This is a genomic window from Bradyrhizobium sp. JR3.5 (genome assembly GCF_054057015.1).
On record NZ_JBSRYV010000002.1, the window covers coordinates 3,093,122 to 3,109,689 of the forward strand.

A 16,568-nucleotide genomic window follows, 5' to 3' on the forward strand; every position below is an offset into this window, starting at 1 on the left:
GTCGTCATCGCCGGACGTGATCCGGCGATCCATCGAACGAGAAGTATTTTGACTGATGGACCCGCGGGTCGAGCCCGCGGGTGATAGCGCAAAGAACGGAAAGACCATGGCCACCTTCCACTTCGATCTCGTCTCTCCCGAAAAGCTCGCCTTCTCCGGCGAGGTCGATCAGGTTGACGTCCCCGGTGTGGAGGGTGATTTCGGTGTGCTCGCCGGACACGCTCCGGTCGTCGCCACGATTCGTCCGGGTATCCTGACGATCACGACCGCGGGCAAGCGCGAGAAGGTGATCGTGCTCGGCGGCCTTGCCGAGGTGTCGGACAAGGGCCTCACCGTGCTCGCCGACGTCGCCACCACGATTGCGGATCTCGATCGCGCGAAGTTCGCCGAGACGATCAACGAAATGCAGGAGAAGCTCTCCGAGAAGGAAGGCTCCGAACTCGATCACGAGATCGAGCGGCTCGATCACTTCAAGAGCATCCAGCACGAGCTCAACGCGACGGCTATGCACTAAGGCGCGATTGCCGACCAGCGATCGCGCCATAGCGTCGAGTGAGCCGGCTCTCTTTGTGAAATCGCTCACACTTTTCCAGTCATCGTCTGCCAAGACCTGAACAATTCAACGCTCGCCGTACCCTGCTTGCGCGCGGACGCTTGCGGCCTCGCCAGGATGAGGTCCGTGCCGCGCTGCATGCCGGCTACCTCCATGCCGCGCGAGAATTCCTGCTGCGCGATCTGCATCGCGCCTCTCTCACGCCGGCCGCGGTCGCCACCGAACTTGGCATTTCGCTGCGGCAATTGCATGCGCTGTTTGAGCCGACCGGCCTGTCATTTGCGCGAACGCTGACGGCAACAAGATTGAAGGAGGCGAGGCGGCTTCTCTCATCGATGCAGGAACGCGGCATCGACGAGATCGCCTTCTCATGCGGCTTCGACAGCATCGCGACCTTCTATCGCGTGTTCCGCGCGACCTACGGCATGACGCCGGGCGATGCGCGGCGCCTTCCGCCGCAGGATCAGCCGGCGAATTCCGCGAACCGGATCGCGACCGCGCGATAGACCTCGCGGCGGAACGGCACCACCAGATCGGCGACGCGATCGAGACGCTCCCAGCGCCATTGATCGAACTCGGCGGGCTGGCCGTTGCGCGGGGTCAATGGATCGATCTCCTCGTCGCGCCCGGTGAAGCGCAGCGCAAACCATTTCTGCCGCTGGCCGCGGAATTTGGCCAGCCGATGCGATGCCGGCCCGTCATAGGCCGGGAATTCGTAGGTCATCCAGTCGGTCTCGCCCGAGATAGTCGGCGTTGACCGCCCCGGTCTCTTCCCACAATTCGCGCATCACGGCCTGGCGCGGGTCCTCGCCATCGTCGATGCCGCCCTGCGGCATCTGCCATTCGAGGCCGGGCAGCACGATCTCCGGGCCGTCGTCCTTGATCCGGTGGCCGATCAGCACGCGTCCGTCGCCGTTGAACAGCGCGATGCCCACATTGGGGCGATAGGGCTTATCTGATGACATCTCGACCGGTGCCGCCGCGCGTTTGTCTGGCCGATCATATGGCCGTCTATTTGGCCGCCAGACCGGCGAATTCCTTCACGACGCGCTCATAGACCGGACGCTTGAACGGCACAATCAGCTCCGGCAGATTCTTCATCGGCTCCCAGCGCCAGGTGATGAACTCGGCCTTGTGGCCGCCGCCGGGGTGGGCGACGTTGATCTCGTTCTCGTCGCCGGTGAAGCGCAACGCGAACCACTTTTGCCGCTGGCCGCGGTAGCGACCCTTCCAGGCGCGGCCTGCGACCGTGCGCGGGATATCGTAGATCAGCCAGTCCGAGACCTCGCCGAGCTTCTCCACCGACTTGACGCTGGTCTCTTCATAGAGCTCGCGCCGTGCGGCCTGAAACGTATCCTCGCCGGGATCGACGCCGCCTTGCGGCATCTGCCAGACATGCGCGTCGTCGACATGCTCGATGCCGCCGGCGCGGCGTCCGATGAAGACCAGTCCCGCCGTATTCAGCAGCATGATGCCGACGCAGGTTCGATAGGGCAGGTCTTCATAACGTGCCATGCCGCCGCTACCTCGCACAGTTCCTGGCGCCGCCTGACCCGGCCCCCCGGCAAGGTCTTAGGTTGCACCAACAGATTGATCTCTAGCCCGATTTTGATTTCAGCATCGCCGTTGTCAATGGCACAAGCATGATGCCCTTGGAGTCCAGTGTCTTGAGCCAGGCGCCGAGCCGCTCGATCGAGACCGGCAGCGCCGAGGCGACGCCCACGGCCGTGCCGCGTTCCTTGGCGATCGTTTCCAGCTTGACCAGCGCGCGGTCGATTTCCGCCGATGTCGGCACCACGTCGATGGCGAAATCGGCCTTGGCGAACGGCAACGATTGGCCGGCCGAGAGGCTCTGCGCGACGCTGCGCGGGGTGGAACCGTCGTCGAAAAAGCTCAGGCCGCGCTTGGCCGCCTCGCGCACGATGGGCTGCATCACGGGATCGGTTGCGACGAACCGGGCTCCCATGAAATTGGCGATCCCGGCATATCCCTGCAGGCGGCTGAGGTGCCAATAGAGACGGTCGAGATTCTGCTCGCTGCTCAATGTGGTCAGCAGGGTCTGCGGGCCCGGATCGTTGTCGGGATAGTCGAACGGCTCCATCGGGATCTGCAGCAGGATCTCGTGGCGCTGCGTCCGGGCGCGTTCCGCGAGCTTGCCGGGGTCGGCGCCGTAGGGCGTGAAGGCCAGCGTCACCGCCGGCGGCAGCTTCATGATGGCGTCAGTGGTCTTGGCGGCGCCCGACCCCGAGGCCGGCGACCACGATGGCGACCACGGGCATCCGGGCCGCCTTGGCGCGGTCGGCTTCGGCCGCATAGACCGTGAACGGCTTCAGGCCATCGGCGACCGCCGGGATCATGCCGTAGCGCGATTTTTCCAGCAGGCGCGGGTCGATCCCGGTCATCGCGAGCGGCGGTGCATCGCCATCCGTCGTCTTTTCGGCCGGATCGCCGGCGCCGATCACCACGTCCTGGCGCTTGCCGCTGGAGCCGTCGATGATGGTGACGGTCTTGGCGTCGCTCGCTCCGGCCGGCGCCTTGGCGGCGGATTTGACCACCGGTTCGGCCGGGGCGTGTTTATCGTCGGCAGCTGCCGGCGCGGGATTACGGAGCGTGATGCGGGCAATCGGTTCGCCGGCGAGCGGATTGTCGTTGAACAGCGCGACGCCGGCGAAGCCGACCAGCACGAGCCCCAGCAGCACGGCGAGCGCCTGCATCGCCGTGAATGGCAAGCGGACACGGCGCGTCCTGCCCGCGGTGTTCTGCCCAAGCGGCGTGCTCAGTTCGTCGGCCGCTTCTGCCATGACCCTCCCCGAATCAACAGCGCGAACGATAGCACGATGCGGTGCATTCCCGCGCGCCGGCCTCCCCGTCAAAGCACGGCAGGCGGTGGACGGCGAAAGCAGAAAGGGCGGCCCGAGGGCCGCCCTGTTCGCCTAAACCATTGGATGGGATCAGTTCGCGGCCTTGTTGCCAGGCTTGTCGACCGCGGCCTTGTCGCCGGGCGCTGCCGGTGCCGGCGTCGCGCTCGAGGTCGACTTGATGCCGTGCAGCAGGTCGTCGGCCATCTTCAGCGCCTTGTCGTCCTTGGCGTCCGGCGGGACGTAGGACTGCGAGCCGGTCTTCTCGTCGCCGTCGTTCTTCAGATGGCCGCGCAGCGAGGCCTCGCCCTTGGTGTCGGTGCGCGCCTTCAGCTCTTCCGGCACGTCCTGCAGCACCTCGATGTCGGGCACGATGCCCTTGGCCTGGATCGACTTGCCCGACGGCGTGTAATAGCGCGCGGTGGTCAGGCGCAGCGCGCCGTTGCCCGAGCCGAGCGGGATGATGGTCTGCACCGAACCCTTGCCGAACGAGCGGGTGCCGACCAGCGTCGCGCGCTTGTGGTCCTGCAGCGCGCCGGCGACGATTTCGGAGGCCGATGCCGAGCCGCCATTGATCAGCACGATGACCGGCTTGCCCTTGGTCAGGTCGCCGGGGTGCGCGGCGCGGCGCTGGGTTTCCTCGGCATTGCGTCCGCGGGTCGAGACGATCTCGCCGCGCTCCAGGAAGGAGTCGGACACCGTGACGGCCTCTTCGAGCAGGCCGCCGGGGTTGTTTCTGAGATCGATGATGTAGCCCTTCAGCTTGTCGCCGATCTGGCTCTGCAGGTTGGCGACTTCCTTCTTCAGGCCTTCGGTGGTCTGCTCGTTGAAGGTGGTGATGCGGATATAGGCGATGTCGTCGGCCTCGACGCGCGCCCGTACCGAGCGAACGCGGATGTTGTCGCGCACCAGCGTGACGTCGATCGGATTGTCCTGGCCCTTGCGGATGATCTTGAGCTTGATCTTGGTGTTGACCGGACCGCGCATCTTCTCGACGGCCTGGTTCAGCGTCAGGCCCTGCACAGCTTCGTCGTCGAGATTGGTGATGATGTCGTTGGCCATGATGCCGGCCTTCGAGGCCGGGGTGTCGTCGATCGGCGAGACGACCTTGATCAGGCCGTCTTCCATCGTGACCTCGATGCCGAGACCGCCGAACTCGCCGCGGGTCTGCACCTGCATGTCGCGGAAGCTCTTGGCATCCATGTAGCTCGAGTGCGGATCGAGTCCGGACAGCATGCCCGAGATCGCGGACTCGACCAGCTTGCTGTCATCCGGCTTCTCGACATAGTCGCTGCGCACCCGTTCGAACACGTCGCCGAACAGATTGAGCTGGCGGTAGGTGTCCGACGTCGCGGCGCGCGCGCTCGATCCCATCAGCACAGCGCGGGGCTGCGTGACGAAAAGCGTCAGGGCCGCGCCGGTGGCGGCGCTAAGGAGAATTACCGAAGTCTTGCGCATCATCCGCGAACCTTTTCGCCTTCATTTGCGGCCCACCATGGACCTGGATCGATTGGAGTGCCGTCTTTCCGGAACTCGACATAGAGCACTGGCTGGCTCGCATTGGTCGCGAGAATGGATGCAACCTGGGACGTCGACCCCATGGTCGCAACCGGCTCCCCCGTTAGCACAAACTGGCCGATGTTTACCGAAATACGCTCCATCCCGGCGATCAGGACATGATACCCGCCCCCGGCATTGAGGATCAAGAGTTGTCCGTAGCTGCGGAAAGGACCAGCGTAAACAACCCAGCCGTCACACGGGGTTGTGACCTGCGCGCCCGGTTTGGCGGCCAAGGAAATGCCTTTTTGTACGCCCCCCGCGCCGTCGGAACCGCCAAATTCGCGAATCTTGGTGCCGTTCACGGGATAGGAGAACAGGCCTTTGGCCGAGGCGAAGGCGACTGCCGGGCTCATGCGGGCCGGGTCCTTGAGCGCCCCCAGATTGGGCTTGCCGTTCACGGTCGCGGGGGCCCCCTGGAGGCTGGCCGTGGCGGCGGCCTTGGCCGCGCTCTTGAGATCCTGCTCCATCTTGGCGATCAGGCTCTGCAGATCGGCGGCCTGCTTCGACAGCGCGATGGCGCGAGCGCCTTCGGCCTCCATGTCCTTTTCGGCCGCGCTCTGCTGGCGCTGCCGTTCGTCGACCAGCGCCGCCAGGCGGGTCTGGTCTTCCCTCAGTTTGTCGCGGTCGGTCGCCAGCGCATCGCGCTCGGTCGAGATGGTCTTGCGCAGCGCCACCAGTTCGCCGAGATCGGCCGCAAGCTTTTCGGCGCGGACGCGCAATTCCGGCACCACCGCGCCGAGCAGCATCGCGGTGCGCAGCGATTGCAGCGCGTCCTCGGGCCGCACCAGCAGCGCCGGCGGCGTGCGCCGCCCGGCGCGCTGCAACGCGGCCAGCACCTCGATCACTTCGGAGCGGCGTGAATCGAGCGAGCCGCGGATTTCGCGCTCGCGGCCGTCGAGCGGCTGCAGGCGCGCCTCGGCGTCGGCGATCCGCGTCTCGACGCCGCGCACCTGGCCGGCAATGTCGATCAGCTGTTGATTGAGCTTGCTGCGGTCCTGGCCGATGGCGGCGATGTCGGCCTTCAACTTCTCCTGCAACTCGGTGGCCTTGCGCTGCTGTTCGCGCGCAGCCTCGAGCTCCTGCTCGCGCTGCTTGATGGCGTCGGGCGACGTCTCCGCTGTTGCGGCCTGCTGTGCCGGCGGGGCGGACTGTTGCGCGGGTGGTGTCGCCTGCGCATGCGCCGCGGTCAGCGGATACGCGGCGAGCATAGCGATCGACAGAGGCAGGGATGCCGGCAACCAGCGGCGGCGCGCGGTGCCGAGATGCGAATCCGAAGCTGTGTCCCGCTTGTGCTGCATTCGCGTGCGTTCAGCGCTTTCGACTGTCCGTCACCGCGCCTCAGACGCGATGGTAGGGGTGGCCGGCCAAAATGGTCGCGGCCCGATAAATCTGTTCCAGAAGCATGACGCGGACCATTTGGTGCGGCCAGGTCGCGGAGCCGAATGCAATACGCAACGAAGCCTTGCGCTGCAATTCAGGCGAAAGTCCGTCCGCGCCGCCGATCACGAAGACAGCATGTGCTGCCCCCTCGTCGCGCCAGCGGCCGAGCTGCTGCGCAAAGCTTGCGCTGTCGATGCTCTTGCCGCGTTCGTCGAGCGCGACCAGCATGTGCTTTTCCGGCAGCAGCGCCGCGATCGCCGCGGCCTCCTCGGCGATGCGCGCGGCCGTATCGCGCGCGCGGCTCTCCGCAATCTCATGGATGTCGAGGCCGCGAAAGCCGAGCTTGCGGCCGATATCCTCGAAGCGTTCGCGGTAACGCTCGGCGAGCTCCCGTTCAGGGCCCTGTTTCAGGCGGCCGATGCAGATCACGACAAGGCGCATTAAGAGCGTTTTCCGGCAAAGTGGAAGCCGGTTTGCCGCAGAAAACGCGTCAAATTCACGGCTCGCGCGCTGGAAGCGCGCGTGCAAGCTATATGCGCTGCAGCCGATTCGCATCGGCTTCGATACGCCTTAGACCGCCGCGACCGCCGGGTTCTGAGTCCACAACCGCTCGAGGTTGTAGAACTCGCGCACCTCAGGCCTGAACACGTGCACGATCACTTCGCCGGAATCGATCAGCACCCAGTCGCAATTGGGCAAGCCCTCGACATGGATGTTCTTGATCCCGTTTTCCTTGAGGCTCTTCGTCACATTTTCCGCGATCGCGCCAACGTGCCGGTTAACCCGGCCGGTGGTGACGATCATGTAGTCGGAATATGCGGATTTGCCGCGAAGGTCGATGGTGACCGTCTCTTCCGCTTTCATGTCGTCGAGGCGGGAGAGGATCAGGCTCAGCGTCTTGTCGGCATCCGGTTTGTCGGCATCCGGTTGCGCCTGCAAGGCCGCGGTTTTCGTCGATGTTTTACGCGCAGTCTTGGGACCTGAAGTCTTGGGAACCTTGGGTAAAACAGACTTTGACAATACAGATGTGGCCAGGGACCATTCCTTTCACTGTATCGCGGGTGCCGAATCCTCGGCCCCACGCGCCATATTACGCATGTGGGGTTAATGGTTTCAATATTCCAGTAACCCTTTTGCGCCTCACGCCGTTCTCCAGCTCCCGTCCGGGTTCCGCAGTCCGGTCGAAGACAGATTGGATTTCATTCCTGTCAGGAAGACCCAGGCCGGCGCCTGCTGATCGGCCAGCCGTGTCGCCTGATTTTCGGGCAAGCGATAGCGCATGAGCGCCTGCGCCGCCGGTGCGGCTAGGGCGCGGAAACTCTGGGGCGGACGGTCGATCACGGCAATCGGCACATCGGACGCGATGCGCCGCCAATCTTTCCAGCGATGAAATTGCGCGAGATTGTCAGCGCCCATGATCCAGACGAAGTGCACGCCGGAGACACGGCGGCGCAAGTGGATGATCGTGTCGACAGTGTAGCGGACACCGATGACAGCTTCGAGACAGCTGATGTCGATGCGCGGATCGTCGGCAACGCGACGCGCGGCCGCGGCACGCTCGTTGAGCGCATGCAGGCCATCATGGTTCTTCAGCGGATTGCCCGGCGTCAGCAGCCACCATACGCGGTCGAGCTGCAAACGCTTGAGCGCGAACTGGCTGATGGCGCGATGCGCGGCGTGCGGCGGATTGAACGAGCCGCCGAGCAATCCGATGCGCATGCCGTTGGTATAGAACGGAAGCGCCTGGGCTGGGGACAACGGCACGGTGGAAGCTTGTTGCAAGGGTCTACCGTGCGCGTGCGACAATGATCACGGCCGTGTCTGCCCGGTGCCGTGGACGCGGTACTTGAAGCTCGTCAGCTGCTCGGCGCCGACCGGCCCACGGGCGTGGAATTTGCCGGTGGCAATTCCGATCTCGGCGCCGAAGCCGAACTCGCCGCCATCGGCGAACTGGGTCGAGGCATTGTGCAGCACAATCGCCGAATCGACCTCGTTGAGAAATCTCTGCGCGGCAGCGGCATCCTCCGTCACGATCGCATCGGTGTGATGCGAGCCATGATTCTGAATATGCGCGATCGCTTCATCGAGACTGCCGACGATCTTCGCCGAGATGATCGCGTCCTCATATTCGGTGTCCCAGTCCTCGTCGGATGCGGGCTTCACCCTGGCATCGGCGCCTTGCACGATGTCGTCGCCGCGCACCTCGCAACCGGCATCGATCAACAACTCGACCAGCGGTTTCAGCTTCGTCGCAGCAGCGTTGCGATCGATCAGCAGGGTCTCGACCGCGCCGCAGACGCCGGGACGGCGCATCTTGGCGTTCAGCACGACCTCCTTGGCCATATCGAGTCTTGCGCTGGCATCGACATAGATGTGGTTGACGCCCTCCAGATGCGCGAACACCGGCACGCGCGCCTCCGCCTCGACACGCGCGACCAGGCTCTTGCCGCCGCGCGGCACGATCACGTCGATGCCGCCGTTCAATCCCGTCAGCATCAGGCCGACGGCCGCGCGGTCACGGGTCGGCACCAAGGTGATCGCGGCCTCAGGCAGACCGGCTTCACGCAGGCCTTGCACGAGACAATCATGGATCGCGCGGCAGGATCGGAAGCTGTCTGAGCCACCGCGCAGCATCACGGCGTTGCCGGATTTCAGGCACAGCACGCCGGCGTCGGCGGCGACGTTGGGGCGGCTCTCGAAGATCACGCCGATCACGCCCAGCGGCACGCGGACGCGCTCGATGGTCATGCCGTTGGGTCGCTGCCAGCTCTCGGTGACGGCGCCGACCGGATCAACAATCTCGCGCACGGTGGCAACGCCATCGGCCATGCCGGCGACGCGCGCCGGCGTCAGTGTCAGACGGTCGACGAAGGCAGCGGTCATGCCGGCAGCGCGCGCTTCGGCGACATCCTCGGCATTGGCGGCGAGAATGGCCGGCGCATTGGCCCGGATCGCGCGCTCGATCGCGGCGAGCGCCCGGTTCTTCTGCTCCGGCGGCGCCAGCGCCAGCACGCGCGCGGCAGCGCGGGCCTTGGCGGCGAGGTCGGTCATCAGGGCGGCGAGATCGGCGTTGCCGTCGATCGCCTTCAGGGGCGCGCTCATGGAAGTCCCGGCTTTGGATTAAGGCCATGTTCTAGCATGGCAATTGAGGGGTGGCGAGGCGCGGAACCGGCATGGCAGGTGGGCGGCCGCGCCCCGGGCCGTCCGCCCTGTCGGTTATTTGGGCCTACTTGGCCGGGATCGCGCCGGCCGGGCCGATCACGAGGTCGTCGCGGTGGATCATCTCGGAGCGGCCGCTGATGCCCAGAATGGCCATCACGTCCGGCGAGGAGCGGCCCTTGATCTTCTCGGCATTCTCGGCGTCGTAGGCGACCAGGCCGCGGCCGATCTCATGGGTGTCGGGGCCGCGCACCACCACGGCGTCGCCGCGGGCGAACTGGCCGTCGACCCTGACGACGCCGGCCGGCAGCAGGCTCTTGCCGGCGCGCAGCGCCGCCACCGCGCCGGCATCGATCGTCAGCGTGCCCTTCGGCTCGAGCGAGCCCGCGATCCAGCGCTTTCGCGCGGTGACGGGATTGGCCGGGGTCAGGAACCAGGTGCAACGGCCGCCGTCGGCGATCGCCTGCAAGGGATGCTCGATCTTGCCGGAGGCGATCAGCATATGGGTGCCGGCGGTGGTCGCGATCTTCGCCGCCTCGATCTTGGTGGTCATGCCGCCGCGCGACAGTTCGGAGCCGGCCGAGCCGGCCATCCCCTCGATCTCCGAGGTGATGCTTTCGACCACCGGGATCAGCTTCGCGTCGGGATCGACCGCGGGCGGCGCGGTGTAGAGGCCGTCGATATCGGACAGCAGGATCAACAGGTCCGCGCTCGCCATGGTGGCGACGCGGGCGGCGAGGCGATCATTGTCGCCGTAGCGGATCTCGGTGGTCGCGACCGTGTCGTTCTCGTTGATGACGGGCACCGCGCGCCATTCCAGCAGCTTGGCGATGGTCGAGCGCGCATTGAGATAGCGGCGGCGCTCCTCGGTATCCTGCAACGTCACGAGGATCTGTCCGGCGCCGATGCCGTGATGGCCGAGCACCTCCGACCAGATCCGCGCCAGCGCGATCTGGCCGACTGCCGCGGCGGCCTGGCTCTCTTCGAGCTTCAGCGGGCCGCGTGGCAGCTTCAGGCGGCTGCGGCCGAGCGCGATCGAGCCCGACGACACCACCATGACCTCGCAGCCTCGCTTGTGCAGCTTTGCGATATCGTCGACCAGCGCGGCGAGCCAGGACGCGCGGACCTCGCCGGCCTGCGAGTCGACCAGCAGCGACGAGCCGACCTTGACGACGATACGGCGAAAGTTCTTGAGCGAGGGGCGTTTCATGGGTTTGGTCTGGCAGGAAGCTGGAAGCAAGAGGCGCCACGAGGTGGCCTAGAAGTAAGGTGGCTTGGGAGATTCGATGTGCCGCTCAACCCTGCGGCACCGGCACAGCCCACGGCTCCGTCTGGCCCTTGGCCTTGTTGGACACCGGCGCCTCGCCGATCACCTCGACCAGCGCGCGCAGCGCGTCCTGAACGCCTTCGCCGGTCACGCCGGAGAGCAACAGCGGCGTCTTCTTCGCCGCCCGCTTGAGGCGATCCTTCTGCTTCTTCAGCTCGTCCGGCTCCACCGCGTCGATCTTGTTGAGCGCGACGATCTCGATCTTGTCGGCGAGCTGGCCTTCATAGGCTTCGAGCTCGGTGCGCACCGTCTTGTAGGCCTTGCCGGCGTGTTCGCTGGTCGCATCGACCAGATGCAGCAGCACGCGGCAGCGCTCGACATGACCGAGGAAACGGTCGCCGAGGCCGGCACCTTCATGCGCGCCCTCGATCAGGCCGGGGATGTCGGCGAGCACGAATTCGCGGCCACCGTAATTCACGACGCCGAGCTGCGGATGCAGCGTGGTGAAGGGATAGTCGGCGATCTTCGGCCGTGCCGCGCTGACCACCGACAGGAAGGTCGATTTGCCGGCGTTGGGCAGGCCGACCAGACCGGCATCGGCGATCAGCTTCAGCCGCAGCCAGATCCAGCGTTCCTCACCCGGCGCGCCGGGATTGGCGTTGCGCGGCGCGCGGTTGGTGGAGGATTTGAAATGCGCATTGCCGAAGCCGCCATTGCCGCCTTTGGCGAGCACGAAGGTCTCGCCGAGCTCGGTGAAGTCGTGCAGCAGCGTCTCGCGGTCCTCGTCGAACACCTGGGTGCCGACTGGCACTTTCAGCACGATCGACTTGCCGTTGGCGCCATGGCGGTCCTTGCCCATGCCATTGCCGCCCTTCTGCGCCTTGAAGTGCTGCTGGTAGCGGTAGTCGATCAGCGTGTTCAGTCCGTCGACGGACTCGATGATGACCTCGCCGCCGCGGCCGCCATTGCCGCCGGAGGGACCACCGAACTCGATGAACTTCTCGCGCCGGAACGCGACGCAGCCGTTGCCGCCGTCGCCGGAGCGAATATAGACCTTGGCTTCATCGAGGAATTTCATGATCCGTACTAGTTAGGGCAGGCCGGTCCCTGCGGCAACCCGCAAGCGCGCCGACTTCGGCGAAAAGCCTTAATTTTCGGGCCTTTTTGCGGCCCTTGGCGGCTAAACAGGGCGTCGGCGCACCAGGAATTTCTGCATCCCCTCCAGCACCAGCTCGCGGCGTTGGTTGTGCACGGTCGAGCGCAGTGTCACGACGCCCGTGGTCCGGCCGGGTGCGAGCTCGACCACCTCCAGCGCGGGGTAGATGGTATCGCCGGCATAGACCGGTTTCAGGAACTTGCTCGACTGTTCCAGGAAGCCGACCAGCGACTCCTCCACGACATAGGGAAACAGCCCGGCGCCGGGCGCGGTGTGCACCAGGGTCTGGAAGCCGTGCGCGAGCAGGTCCGGCATGCCCCGCGTGCGGCAATATTCGACGTCGTAATGGATCGGATGGGTGTCGCCGCTCGCGGTCTGGAACGCCGCAAAAACGGCCGAGGTCTGGGTCCGGCTCGGAATCACGAAGCGCTCGCCGAGCACGAAATCCTCGAACCACCGCTGCGCGGGGACCATGCGATGCTGGGTGGGGTCGAATTCGCTCATGCGGCGTTTCCTGCTCTGCTTCTTGAATGGCTGCCCTACCGGTAGCGCAGGCGCCGCACTGCGACAATTGGTTCGATCTGCCGCCGCCGGGGTTGTCCTGCGCAACGACGTCGGTAAAACCGGCGACAGGACCGGCCCGACTCAGAGGCGGCGACAACAAGAGAACAATGAGCCTGTTCGCAAAACTGTCCTCCTACGACGATCGATCGGCGCGGCTCGCCGGCATCGGACTGATGCTGCTGTCGATCTTCATGTTCTCGTTCGGCGATGCGATGGGCAAATTCATCGTCGCCACCTATTCGGTCGGGCAATTGCTATGGCTGCGCGCCTGCGCGGCGCTGCTCGTGCTGCTACCGATCGTGTGGCAGCGGCGCGCGGATTTCCTGCATCTGGAGCGTCCGTGGCTGCAATTGCTGCGCGTCACGCTGTCGACGCTGGAGGTCGCGGCGTTCTTCCTGGCGACCGTCTATCTGCCGCTCGCCGACGTCATCACCTACTATTTGGCCGGACCGATCTTCGTCACCGCGATGTCGGGTCTCGTGCTCGGCGAGCATATCGGCTGGCGGCGCTGGACCGCCATCCTGGTCGGCTTCTGCGGGGTGCTGATTGCGCTGCGGCCATCGGCGCAGACCATCAGCTGGCCGGCGATGATCGCGCTCGGCGGCAGCCTGTCGTTTGCGGTGCTGATGCTGATCACGCGCTCGCTGCGCGCGACGCCCGATATCGTGCTCGCGACATCGCAATTCGGCGGCACGTTCGTCCTGGGTCTCGTGCTCTCGCCGTTCGGCTGGGTGACGCCGACCCCCGGCAGCCTCGTGCTGTTCTTCACCGCCGGCATCATCTCGGTCGCGGCGCTGCTGTGCGTGAATCGGTCGCTAAAACTTGCGCCGGCGAGCGTTGTGGTGCCGTACCAGTATTCGATGATAGTCTGGGCGGTGATCTTCGGCTTCGTGGTGTTCGGCGACGTGCCGTCCTGGGCCACGATCATCGGCGCCGCCATCATCATCGCGGCCGGCCTCTACATCTTCGTGCGCGAACAGCAGCTCGGGCGCCCGGATTCCGCGATCAATCCGCCGGCATGATTCTTACCCTCCCCTGGAGGGGGAGGGTCGACGCGAATGCAATGAGCGGCGGGGTGGGGTGAAGGTCTCTCCTCATCCGACAGCGCCAGATGGGAGAGATCACCCCACCCCGTTGCGCCTTCGCTGCGCTCCACGCGCAACGACCCTCCCCCTCCAGGGGAGGGTGAAATCAGGGAGGGTGAGGACTCAGCTCTCCCGCCGGGTCGAGTTGTTCCAGCTCTTCAGCGAGGCCCAGACGCCGCGCGACAGCCGGAAGGCGTCGACCGGGCTCGATGAGCCCAGCGCCTCGAAGCGGTGCAGCTCGACGCCGCTCCACTGAAAGCCGCACTTCTCGAGGATGTTGCGCGACGACGGGTTGACGACGCGGGCGCCCGCGATCAGCTGGTCGAGATCGAATTCCTCGAAGAAGTAGTCGATCACCGCGCGCGCGGCCTCGGTGCCGAAACCCTGGCCCCAATGGTCGACGCCGAGCCAGTAGCCGAGTTCGGCCGCGGCTTCCTCGCGCCAGTCGATGCCGACCATGCCGATCGGCGTGTGATTGTTCTCGATCAGGAAGACGGTTTCGCGTCCGCCGGCGCCGAGCGCGCGCACGAAGTCGATGGCGTCGTCCTGGGTATAGGGATGCGGCAGGCGGCGGGTGTTCTCCGCGATGCGGCGGTCATTGGCGAGGCGTGCAATGGCTTTTACGTCCGCGAGCGTCGGCTTGCGCAATGTCAGCCGTTCGGTCTCGAGGACGCAAGCTCTTGCCTCGCGCAAGGTCGGCGTCGGGATGTCCTGCAACATGTCGAGCTCCTGTGATGCGACAATCGGTACGCAACGCTTGGAACGTTGCGCGCGGTCGAAGTCGAACGCGCGCAACAAAAAGGGGAGGCCGGTCATCCCGCCTCCCCTTGGAGCCCTTGTGCTGCTCCGCCGGTTCAACAGGACCCGGCGGACTCATGTGTGTCCACCGTCTACTCGGCCGCCTCTGCCATCGGAATAACCGAGATGAATGTGCGGCCATTGGCTTTGGCACGGAACTCGACATGACCCTCGACCTTGGCGAAGAGAGTATGATCGGTGCCCATGCCGACATTAAGGCCAGGATGCCAGGTGGTGCCGCGCTGACGCGCGATAATGTTTCCGGGGATCACGCGCTCGCCACCGAACGCCTTGATGCCAAGGCGCTTGCCCTTGGAATCACGTCCGTTGCGCGATGAACCGCCTGCTTTTTTATGAGCCATAGCTCGTCTCCGACTTCGCTTTGATCTCTAGATCAATTCCTTGACGGAATCATTTCACGTTTTGTCACGCTTCAAATCTGAAAACGCGACGATCACTTCTCCTTAAGCCTTGGCCGCGGCCTTCTTGGCCGGAGCCTTTTTCGCGGCCGGCGCCTTTGCGGGCGCCTTCTTCTTGGCCGCCTTCGGTGCTGCGTCCTCGCCATCATCGGCGGGCGCTGCGACCTTTTCCTTCTTCGGCCGCGGGCCGACAGTCGGCTTGGCGTTATCGGCGAGGATCTCGGTGATGCGAAGCACCGTGAGCTCGTCGCGATAGCCGCGCTTGCGGCGTGAATTCTTGCGGCGACGCTTCTTGAACGCGATCACCTTGGCGCCGCGCTTGTGCTGCAGCACTTCGGCCGCAACGGTGGCGCCTGCCACGGTGGGCGTTCCCAGCACCGGCGTGTCACCGCCGAGCACCAGAACTTCGCCTAGCTGCACGATCGTGCCGACATCGCCGGCGATCTTGCCAATCTCGAGTACATCATTCGGAACGACACGGTACTGCCGGCCGGCCGGTTTTGATGACTGCGAACATCGTTTGATTCCTTCGTGTTCAGTTCCGGCCTCGGACGGTTAGCCCGGGTCGGCTTTTTGTTCAGTCGCTATGGGTTATGTGTTTCGCGCGAAGGGAATGAATTCCCAAGCTGGATCGCACAAAAACAATCGGCGCGAGAAAACTGCGCGCCGGATGGGCGGACTTATAGCTGCTGACGACGCGGAGTCAAGGTAAAGCAGGGCAAAAACCGGCCAAAAATGAAGGGTTTGGCGTATTTTCGGCCCGCATTGACCCTCAAGCGGCGGTCTTTGCCGCGGCCCGCGCGTGCCGGCGGATGGTCTGGGGCGGTTGGCCCAGCACCCGCAAGAACGCCCGCCGCATCCGTTCCCGATCGGCAAAGCCGGTCTCACCGGCAATTTCGTCCATCGAATGGCGGCCGTCGCCGATCAATTCTCTGGCAGCCTCGACCCGGAGCTGCTCGATTGCCTTGGCCGGCGACTGGCCGGTCTCGGCGCGGAAGGCGCGGCTGAACTGGCGCGGACTGAGCCGTGCCACCTCGGCCAATTCCTCGACCGAGAGCTCGTTGCGCAGATGCGCCTTGGCGTAGTGGAGCGCGTTCTGGATGCGGTCGGATTTCGGGTCGAGTTCGAGCAGCGCCGAGAACTGCGACTGTCCGCCGGTGCGGCGGTGATAGACGACGAGCTTGCGCGCCACCGAGCGGGCGACCTCGACGCCCAAATCATGCTCGATCATCGCCAGCGCCAGATCGATCGTCGCGGTCATGCCGGCCGAGGTCCAGATCGGCCCGTCGACGATGTAGATGCGGTCCTGCTCGACCTTCAGCCCGGGAAATCGGGCCTGCAATTCCGGGGCGAACTGCCAGTGCGTGGAGACGCGCCGGCCGTCGAGCAGGCCGGCTTCAGCCAGCGAGAAGGCGCCGATACAGGGCGCGGCGATCCGCTGCGATGTCGTCATGGCGCGCCGCATATAGTCGATCAGCTTCGCCGATGCCGGATGAAGCTCGTGGCCGGCGCCGATGAACAGCGTGTCGAAGCTCCGATCGCCGAAGGCTTCGGTTTCGACATTGAAGCCGGCGGAGCATCGCACCGGGCCGCCATTCTCCGACAGCAGCGTGATCTCATAGAAGGGCGCGCCCGCAATCAGGTTGGCGACCTCGAAGGCGGTGATGGCGGTGAACCCCATCACCTGGAACTCCGGGAAGACGACGAAGCCGATCTCCTGCATGGAACCCTCTGACGGCAATCTGTGTCCTAAAAAGCTGTATATATGA

The 16,568-nt window shown here is 65.2% G+C and carries 16 protein-coding genes and 3 pseudogenes; 3 read left to right on the top strand and 16 right to left on the bottom strand.

The features are described 5' to 3' along the window. The first annotated feature begins 106 nt into the window (after positions 1 to 106). Both ACVWW1_RS31765 and ACVWW1_RS31770 read left to right on the top strand, forming a co-directional pair. Positions 107 to 514 carry a F0F1 ATP synthase subunit epsilon gene (locus ACVWW1_RS31765; protein WP_173639622.1) on the top strand — a complete coding sequence of 136 codons (408 nt, stop codon included), beginning with the start codon at positions 107 to 109 and terminating at the stop codon, positions 512 to 514. A 140-nt stretch (positions 515 to 654) separates the two neighbouring features. Then, positions 655 to 1,059 (top strand): helix-turn-helix transcriptional regulator, encoded by a 405-nt coding sequence (locus tag ACVWW1_RS31770; RefSeq protein ID WP_456658584.1) that lies wholly within the window; start codon positions 655 to 657, stop codon positions 1,057 to 1,059. Here the strand turns inward: ACVWW1_RS31770 and ACVWW1_RS31775 are convergent. The 12 genes and pseudogenes from ACVWW1_RS31775 to ACVWW1_RS31830 all read right to left on the bottom strand — a co-directional run bounded on the left by ACVWW1_RS31775 (position 1,017) and on the right by ACVWW1_RS31830 (position 12,437). Beyond that, positions 1,017 to 1,518 (bottom strand): annotated as a pseudogene (locus ACVWW1_RS31775) (RNA pyrophosphohydrolase). The gene ACVWW1_RS31770 and the pseudogene ACVWW1_RS31775 overlap by 43 nt on opposite strands. Positions 1,519 to 1,564: 46 nt before the next feature. Next, positions 1,565 to 2,068 carry an RNA pyrophosphohydrolase gene (locus tag ACVWW1_RS31780; protein ID WP_092121642.1) on the bottom strand — a complete coding sequence of 168 codons (504 nt, stop codon included), beginning with the start codon at positions 2,066 to 2,068 and terminating at the stop codon, positions 1,565 to 1,567. Between the two features lie 82 nt (positions 2,069 to 2,150). After that, positions 2,151 to 3,354: pseudogene (locus tag ACVWW1_RS31785) on the bottom strand (divergent polysaccharide deacetylase family protein). 150 nt (positions 3,355 to 3,504) lie between these two features. Continuing rightward, the gene (locus ACVWW1_RS31790) at positions 3,505 to 4,872 is read right to left on the bottom strand and encodes a S41 family peptidase (RefSeq protein WP_207833969.1); all 1,368 of its coding nucleotides are present in this window, start codon (positions 4,870 to 4,872) and stop codon (positions 3,505 to 3,507) included. Continuing rightward, positions 4,869 to 6,269 carry a murein hydrolase activator EnvC family protein gene (locus ACVWW1_RS31795; protein ID WP_456658585.1) on the bottom strand — a complete coding sequence of 467 codons (1,401 nt, stop codon included), beginning with the start codon at positions 6,267 to 6,269 and terminating at the stop codon, positions 4,869 to 4,871. The genes ACVWW1_RS31790 and ACVWW1_RS31795 overlap by 4 nt, the downstream gene beginning before the upstream one ends. 40 nt (positions 6,270 to 6,309) lie before the next feature. Next, positions 6,310 to 6,792 (bottom strand): 23S rRNA (pseudouridine(1915)-N(3))-methyltransferase RlmH, encoded by a 483-nt coding sequence (gene rlmH, locus ACVWW1_RS31800; protein ID WP_456660721.1) that lies wholly within the window; start codon positions 6,790 to 6,792, stop codon positions 6,310 to 6,312. A 129-nt stretch (positions 6,793 to 6,921) separates the two neighbouring features. Next, entirely contained in the window at positions 6,922 to 7,290 is a 369-nt protein-coding gene (gene rsfS, locus ACVWW1_RS31805; protein ID WP_456658586.1) for a ribosome silencing factor, read from the bottom strand. A gap of 201 nt (positions 7,291 to 7,491) precedes the next feature. After that, on the bottom strand, positions 7,492 to 8,115 hold the full coding sequence (locus ACVWW1_RS31810; RefSeq protein ID WP_176534335.1) for a nicotinate-nucleotide adenylyltransferase: 624 nt from the start codon (positions 8,113 to 8,115) through the stop codon (positions 7,492 to 7,494). A 45-nt stretch (positions 8,116 to 8,160) separates the two neighbouring features. After that, positions 8,161 to 9,453, bottom strand: coding sequence for a glutamate-5-semialdehyde dehydrogenase (locus tag ACVWW1_RS31815; RefSeq protein WP_456658587.1), 1,293 nt, complete (start codon positions 9,451 to 9,453; stop codon positions 8,161 to 8,163). A gap of 124 nt (positions 9,454 to 9,577) precedes the next feature. Further along, the gene (gene proB / locus ACVWW1_RS31820; protein ID WP_456658588.1) at positions 9,578 to 10,720 is read right to left on the bottom strand and encodes a glutamate 5-kinase; all 1,143 of its coding nucleotides are present in this window, start codon (positions 10,718 to 10,720) and stop codon (positions 9,578 to 9,580) included. A gap of 85 nt (positions 10,721 to 10,805) precedes the next feature. After that, positions 10,806 to 11,855 (bottom strand): GTPase ObgE, encoded by a 1,050-nt coding sequence (obgE, locus tag ACVWW1_RS31825; protein ID WP_456658589.1) that lies wholly within the window; start codon positions 11,853 to 11,855, stop codon positions 10,806 to 10,808. Between the two features lie 102 nt (positions 11,856 to 11,957). After that, positions 11,958 to 12,437 (bottom strand): MaoC family dehydratase, encoded by a 480-nt coding sequence (locus ACVWW1_RS31830; protein WP_456658590.1) that lies wholly within the window; start codon positions 12,435 to 12,437, stop codon positions 11,958 to 11,960. A 167-nt stretch (positions 12,438 to 12,604) separates the two neighbouring features. Here ACVWW1_RS31830 and ACVWW1_RS31835 point away from each other — a divergent pair, with 167 nt between their 5' ends. Beyond that, positions 12,605 to 13,519 (top strand): DMT family transporter, encoded by a 915-nt coding sequence (locus tag ACVWW1_RS31835; protein WP_456658591.1) that lies wholly within the window; start codon positions 12,605 to 12,607, stop codon positions 13,517 to 13,519. A 186-nt stretch (positions 13,520 to 13,705) separates the two neighbouring features. Here the strand turns inward: ACVWW1_RS31835 and ACVWW1_RS31840 are convergent, their stop codons facing one another. The 4 genes and pseudogenes from ACVWW1_RS31840 to ACVWW1_RS31855 all read right to left on the bottom strand — a co-directional run bounded on the left by ACVWW1_RS31840 (position 13,706) and on the right by ACVWW1_RS31855 (position 16,522). Further along, entirely contained in the window at positions 13,706 to 14,302 is a 597-nt protein-coding gene (locus ACVWW1_RS31840; protein ID WP_176535288.1) for a GNAT family N-acetyltransferase, read from the bottom strand. 170 nt (positions 14,303 to 14,472) lie between these two features. Continuing rightward, a complete protein-coding gene (rpmA, locus tag ACVWW1_RS31845; protein WP_024583287.1) occupies positions 14,473 to 14,742 on the bottom strand; it encodes a 50S ribosomal protein L27 in 270 nt (89 codons plus the stop codon). A 102-nt stretch (positions 14,743 to 14,844) separates the two neighbouring features. After that, positions 14,845 to 15,316, bottom strand: a pseudogene (rplU, locus tag ACVWW1_RS31850) (50S ribosomal protein L21). Between the two features lie 255 nt (positions 15,317 to 15,571). Next, a complete protein-coding gene (locus ACVWW1_RS31855; RefSeq protein WP_456658592.1) occupies positions 15,572 to 16,522 on the bottom strand; it encodes a GlxA family transcriptional regulator in 951 nt (316 codons plus the stop codon). Positions 16,523 to 16,568 lie beyond the last annotated feature (46 nt).

What these genes read in the sequence shown, in the direction of transcription:
- ACVWW1_RS31765 (WP_173639622.1), top strand. Translation starts at nt 107, where the DNA reads ATGGCCACCTTCCACTTCGATCTCGTCTCTCCCGAAAAGCTCGCCTTC.
- ACVWW1_RS31780 (WP_092121642.1), bottom strand. Translation starts at nt 2,068, where the DNA reads ATGGCACGTTATGAAGACCTGCCCTATCGAACCTGCGTCGGCATCATG.
- ACVWW1_RS31790 (WP_207833969.1), bottom strand. Translation starts at nt 4,872, where the DNA reads ATGATGCGCAAGACTTCGGTAATTCTCCTTAGCGCCGCCACCGGCGCG.
- ACVWW1_RS31795 (WP_456658585.1), bottom strand. Translation starts at nt 6,269, where the DNA reads ATGCAGCACAAGCGGGACACAGCTTCGGATTCGCATCTCGGCACCGCG.
- rlmH (WP_456660721.1), bottom strand. Translation starts at nt 6,792, where the DNA reads ATGCGCCTTGTCGTGATCTGCATCGGCCGCCTGAAACAGGGCCCTGAA.
- ACVWW1_RS31815 (WP_456658587.1), bottom strand. Translation starts at nt 9,453, where the DNA reads ATGAGCGCGCCCCTGAAGGCGATCGACGGCAACGCCGATCTCGCCGCC.
- proB (WP_456658588.1), bottom strand. Translation starts at nt 10,720, where the DNA reads ATGAAACGCCCCTCGCTCAAGAACTTTCGCCGTATCGTCGTCAAGGTC.
- obgE (WP_456658589.1), bottom strand. Translation starts at nt 11,855, where the DNA reads ATGAAATTCCTCGATGAAGCCAAGGTCTATATTCGCTCCGGCGACGGC.
- ACVWW1_RS31830 (WP_456658590.1), bottom strand. Translation starts at nt 12,437, where the DNA reads ATGAGCGAATTCGACCCCACCCAGCATCGCATGGTCCCCGCGCAGCGG.
- ACVWW1_RS31835 (WP_456658591.1), top strand. Translation starts at nt 12,605, where the DNA reads ATGAGCCTGTTCGCAAAACTGTCCTCCTACGACGATCGATCGGCGCGG.
- ACVWW1_RS31840 (WP_176535288.1), bottom strand. Translation starts at nt 14,302, where the DNA reads ATGTTGCAGGACATCCCGACGCCGACCTTGCGCGAGGCAAGAGCTTGC.
- rpmA (WP_024583287.1), bottom strand. Translation starts at nt 14,742, where the DNA reads ATGGCTCATAAAAAAGCAGGCGGTTCATCGCGCAACGGACGTGATTCC.
- ACVWW1_RS31855 (WP_456658592.1), bottom strand. Translation starts at nt 16,522, where the DNA reads ATGCAGGAGATCGGCTTCGTCGTCTTCCCGGAGTTCCAGGTGATGGGG.